Origin of the sequence: Brachyspira catarrhinii, assembly GCF_005518285.1 — a bacterium.
Lineage (GTDB): Bacteria > Spirochaetota > Brachyspiria > Brachyspirales > Brachyspiraceae > Brachyspira > Brachyspira catarrhinii.
This window is the reverse complement of sequence record NZ_SJDU01000185.1, coordinates 1-4,501: the sequence shown is the minus strand read 5'-3', so window position 1 is coordinate 4,501 and position 4,501 is coordinate 1. Positions and strand designations below refer to the sequence as shown.

Here is a 4,501-nt window from a genome sequence, read left to right as displayed (position 1 = left end):
TCGTAATTGTGGTTAAGCTAATAAAAATTAAAAAATAATTTTTATTAGTTACGAAAGGGAGCTAAGTTAGCCGACTTGGCTCCTGACTTCCATAGTTAATATTATATACATTATAAAGGAGTTGTCAAGATGTTAACAACTGTAAATGCAATATTATCTGTAGTATCATTATCACTTAATATATTAGTATTAGTTCTTTTATTGAAAAGAGGTCATAATAATGGATAATAAAAAAAATAGTTGGGGAGGAGCTAGAGCTAACTCTGGACCGAAAAGAAAAACAGAAGATAGGCTTGACATTAAATTATACATGCGTGTTAGTGAAAAAGAACAGCTCCTAATAAAAGAAAAAGCAGAACAGAATAATGTCAGTGTATCTCAGTACATTAGAGATGCTGTATTAAAAGAATTAAATATATAATTTATTAATTATAGGTGTTGCGATAATAAAGGTTATCGAAACATAAAAGTATTAAAATATGGGAATAAATATGAGTGGGTCATCTGAGATAGTTTTAAGTAAAATGAAAGTCAATGCTAGAATAATACAAAATACTCTAGCAACAAATAAAGATACATTTTTAGCATTATGTGAATTAATTAATAATTCTATACAAGCATCTGCATCTAAGATAGAAATAACTATTGATACTAGTGTGAATGATAAAGAAGAATTTATAGAAAACTCCATAAATAAGATCATTATAAAAGATAATGGTGTTGGAGTATCAAAATCAGATTTAAATAAAAAACTTTTGGAAATGGCAAATAATAGCAAACTAACAGGTAGAGGAGTTGGTAGGTTTTCTTCATTTCAGCTTGGAAAAATTGTAACTTTTGAAACTGTTGCATATGATATGAAAGAAAATGCTTTTATAAGATCAAGTTTCGTATTATCTTTAGAAAATATAAAAGATCTTACTTTTGAGCATCTTAATATAAATGTAAAATATGAAAATATTGGTATTAATTCAGAATCTTATTTCCAAGTAACAATAGAAGATGGTTATTCAAATGATGCAGATTACAAAGATAAAAAGCAATATAAAATTAGCGAAAAACTTTCAACAGAAGAAAAAGCTAAAAATAATATTTGGGAAAACATATTTATACATTATTACCTTTATATAATAGATAAAAAAGTATCATTTATTATAAATAATAAAGAATTAGATCCTAATAAATATAAGATATCATCTCAAAAATTCGATAAAGAATTTATTTCATTAGATGGAAACAAATATAATTTTAATTATGAGGCCATTGAATATAAAGATACAAAAAATAATAATAATAAAGTTGTATCATTATTAGTTGATAATGATAATATAAAAAATATAGCAGCATCTTACGAATATCATTTATCAACTCCAAATGTATCTTCTTGGGTTATATACATATATTCGGATATGTTTAACAAAGAAAAAGATGCATTTAGAAATATAGATATTAGTAATATGGATGAGAATCTTACTCATTTGAAAGATGAAATAAAAAAACATTTGGATACATTTTTCTACGAAGAATACAAAGATTATTATGATTTTGAAACTAATTTGAAAAAAGATAATACGTATCCTTATAAAAAAAATACTCCATCAGAATCTGAAGAGATGGTTTATATAAGATTTTGTTATTGTATAGAAAAAAAATTTAAACTATTAGAGAAACAAAATAAATTAAAAAATATTATATATCCTTTAGTTAATAAATGTATAGCAGATGGAAATATAACAATTATACTAGATAAACTAGGAGATTTACCAAAACCCCAAGTTGATGAATTAAAATCTTTATTAGATAAAGCAGATTTAGAATATATAGTACCATTTGCAAATGAAGTAGCTTCAAAACAATTATTTATAGAAAACCTTTCTGAATTAGCATATAATAAAGATTATAATGAATATATAAATGAAAGAGACCACTTACATAAACTAATAGAAAATAATTTATGGATATTTGGTTCTGAATATAATGGTACTAAAATAGTGCAATCTGATAAAACAATATCAAAAACATTTGAAAAATTAAGAAAAAGTGTTTTTGGAGATGATGCTGATTTGTCTACAATAAAAGAAAATAAAGATAGAATGGATTTATTTGTATGGACAGAAATAGATAAAGGAAATACCCAAAAAAAAGAAATATTAGTAATAGAGTTAAAAAGGTTTTCTAAAGAAATAGATAGGAAAGAAATAAATCAAATTTCTGAATATAAATTTGCTATTGAAAAAGAACAAGCATTATCAAAAATAAATTACTCGTATAAATTAATTTTAATAAGTAGTTATATATCGGAATTTGCAGAAAGCAAATTATCAGATACTAAAACTGGTTTATTAGAAACTTCAAACAGTTGTGATTTAAATGTTTATATTCTAAGATGGTCAGATATAATAAGTGAAAATAAACGAAAATTATCTTATTTAGGTTCATATTTAAAAACTAAGGATATGGATGCTTTAGAATATATAAAAAATAATTATCCAGATATAAATATAAAAAAAATAGAATCTAAAATGAATCTAAAAAAGTGATATTTATATAATAATATTAAAAGGAAAATAAAAATGAATTTAAGCCAAATAATATCAATTATAGTATCGATTATAGGAGCTATAGTATCAGTTATAGGGGCTATAGTATCAGTCGTATCATCATTAAATAAATATAAAATAGATTGCAATTTAGAGTTAATAAAGGAGCAAAATGATAGTAATCCTGATGTAAAATTACAATTAAAAAATTTAAATAAAGAAACAGTAATGAGTGTTTTCGATAAAAATGGAACTATGGATATAAAAATAAAATCAGATAAACCTGATTTCAGTAAATATAATGATTATGTTGGCAAGGATTTATATGTATTAGATAACCAAAAATTATATGAAATTATATATCAAACTAGAATAAAAGATATAGAAAAATTATTAGGTTCTAATAACATATCAGACTTTAAAGAAATTCACTATGGTAAAATATATAGACATTATAATAATACTAATATTATAGTTTATACATACCCTCAAGTTAAATATTATGAAATATTTATTATAGATAAAACAATAGAATCTATATATTCAGATTCTTTTCTAGTTTATAAAAATATTTTTCCTGAATTATATAAAAAATTAGGATTTGATATATTAATTGATAATAGGTATTTTTTAGTGGAAGCTTTGAGTTTTATGAGATATTATAGTGTAGGTGGAGAACGATATCTCAAAAAAGGACTATATGAGAAAAAATATGCTAAACAGTTAAAAAATTTTTTATCTACTTTAAATAAATCAGGACTTTTAATTAAAGATGGAGAATATTGGGTTAATGAAACACTAGAAAGAGTTGATAATTTAGAAACATTAATAGAAGATTATTATTGTAGAGGAGATAATACAGATGAAATCCCTATAAATATTATTTATTCAGACTATGTTAACTTATTAAAATTGGGATTTAATACTATTATGCCAAATAAACTATTCGTAGAATTAAAATGTGAAAATAAAAAATTATTTAATAGAAAAGAAACTCATAAGTTACATAGTGATATTAATATTGATTAATAATATTATTTTATTTGATATAGTATTTATTACGAAAGTACACTTTATTCAATAAAAATATGTTTATGAATAAGGTTCATAAATAATATAAGTAATTTATATTACTAATCGTAACAGGTAAATAAAAAATGAATAATGATTTAATTAGAATTATAAATGATATGATTTCTTCTTTTAGAGATGGGGCTATAGAAGGTGCAGGTGCTTATATTGCTTGTACTTTTTTAGATAAGATAAAATCATTTATTAAAGATAGAGATAATTTTTTTGAATATTTAAATAATAGATTATCAAAAGATTTAAAAGATAAAGAAATTGTAGAATCAGAAAGAAATATATTAATACCAAGTATTGAAGGTATATTATTAAATGAAAAGGAAACACCTTTACATGAAATGTTTTACAATCTTTTAAAATCCTCTATGGATAAAAATACATCAAATTTAGTACATCCAGCATTTACACAAATCCTAAAACAAATGTCTTCTCAAGAAGCAAGAGGATTGTTAGATGTATCAAATAATTATGAAATATATAGAATATACGATGCTTACTGCTTGAATGATTATAGAATAAATCAAATAGATATCATTAATAAAAATAATCGAAAAATTATATATAAAAATAATGCAAATTTAAATTATTCATACATTTTTGATAGATTAAAATCTTTAAATTTAATTTATTTTGAAGATAGTACTATAAATATGACTAAATTAGATGTTTGTATTAATGAATATAATTATATTGTACATGATAGAGTAAAACTTACTTCATTTGGTGAATATTTTATAAAAGTTTGTTATAATGATAAATGTAAAGAATTACTTGAGATAATAGATATTAAAAATTATTTTGAAAATATATTAAAAAAATAATATTTCAATAACAGTAATTATCGCAACACTGTATCTAATTGATATAATCTAAAA

Annotated in this window: 4 protein-coding genes; all 4 read left to right on the top strand. The window is 22.0% G+C overall.

All coding sequences use genetic code 11. The features are described 5' to 3' along the window. The first annotated feature begins 220 nt into the window (after positions 1 to 220). On the top strand, positions 221 to 421 hold the full coding sequence (locus EZH24_RS07555; protein WP_028328975.1) for a DUF6290 family protein: 201 nt from the start codon (positions 221 to 223) through the stop codon (positions 419 to 421). Positions 422 to 479: 58 nt separating this feature from the next. Further along, positions 480 to 2,540 (top strand): ATP-binding protein, encoded by a 2,061-nt coding sequence (locus tag EZH24_RS07550; RefSeq protein WP_137998509.1) that lies wholly within the window; start codon positions 480 to 482, stop codon positions 2,538 to 2,540. 33 nt (positions 2,541 to 2,573) lie between these two features. Then, positions 2,574 to 3,569: a hypothetical protein gene (locus EZH24_RS07545; protein ID WP_137998508.1), complete on the top strand. Its 996-nt coding sequence runs from the start codon at positions 2,574 to 2,576 to the stop codon at positions 3,567 to 3,569. A 128-nt stretch (positions 3,570 to 3,697) separates the two neighbouring features. After that, positions 3,698 to 4,447 carry an Abi-alpha family protein gene (locus EZH24_RS07540; RefSeq protein ID WP_137998507.1) on the top strand — a complete coding sequence of 250 codons (750 nt, stop codon included), beginning with the start codon at positions 3,698 to 3,700 and terminating at the stop codon, positions 4,445 to 4,447. Positions 4,448 to 4,501: the final 54 nt, after the last annotated feature.

Bases quoted from the DNA above. Each gene is read 5' to 3' on its own strand.
- EZH24_RS07555 (WP_028328975.1), top strand. From the start codon at position 221: ATGGATAATAAAAAAAATAGTTGGGGAGGAGCTAGAGCTAACTCTGGA.
- EZH24_RS07550 (WP_137998509.1), top strand. From the start codon at position 480: ATGGGAATAAATATGAGTGGGTCATCTGAGATAGTTTTAAGTAAAATG.
- EZH24_RS07545 (WP_137998508.1), top strand. From the start codon at position 2,574: ATGAATTTAAGCCAAATAATATCAATTATAGTATCGATTATAGGAGCT.
- EZH24_RS07540 (WP_137998507.1), top strand. From the start codon at position 3,698: ATGAATAATGATTTAATTAGAATTATAAATGATATGATTTCTTCTTTT.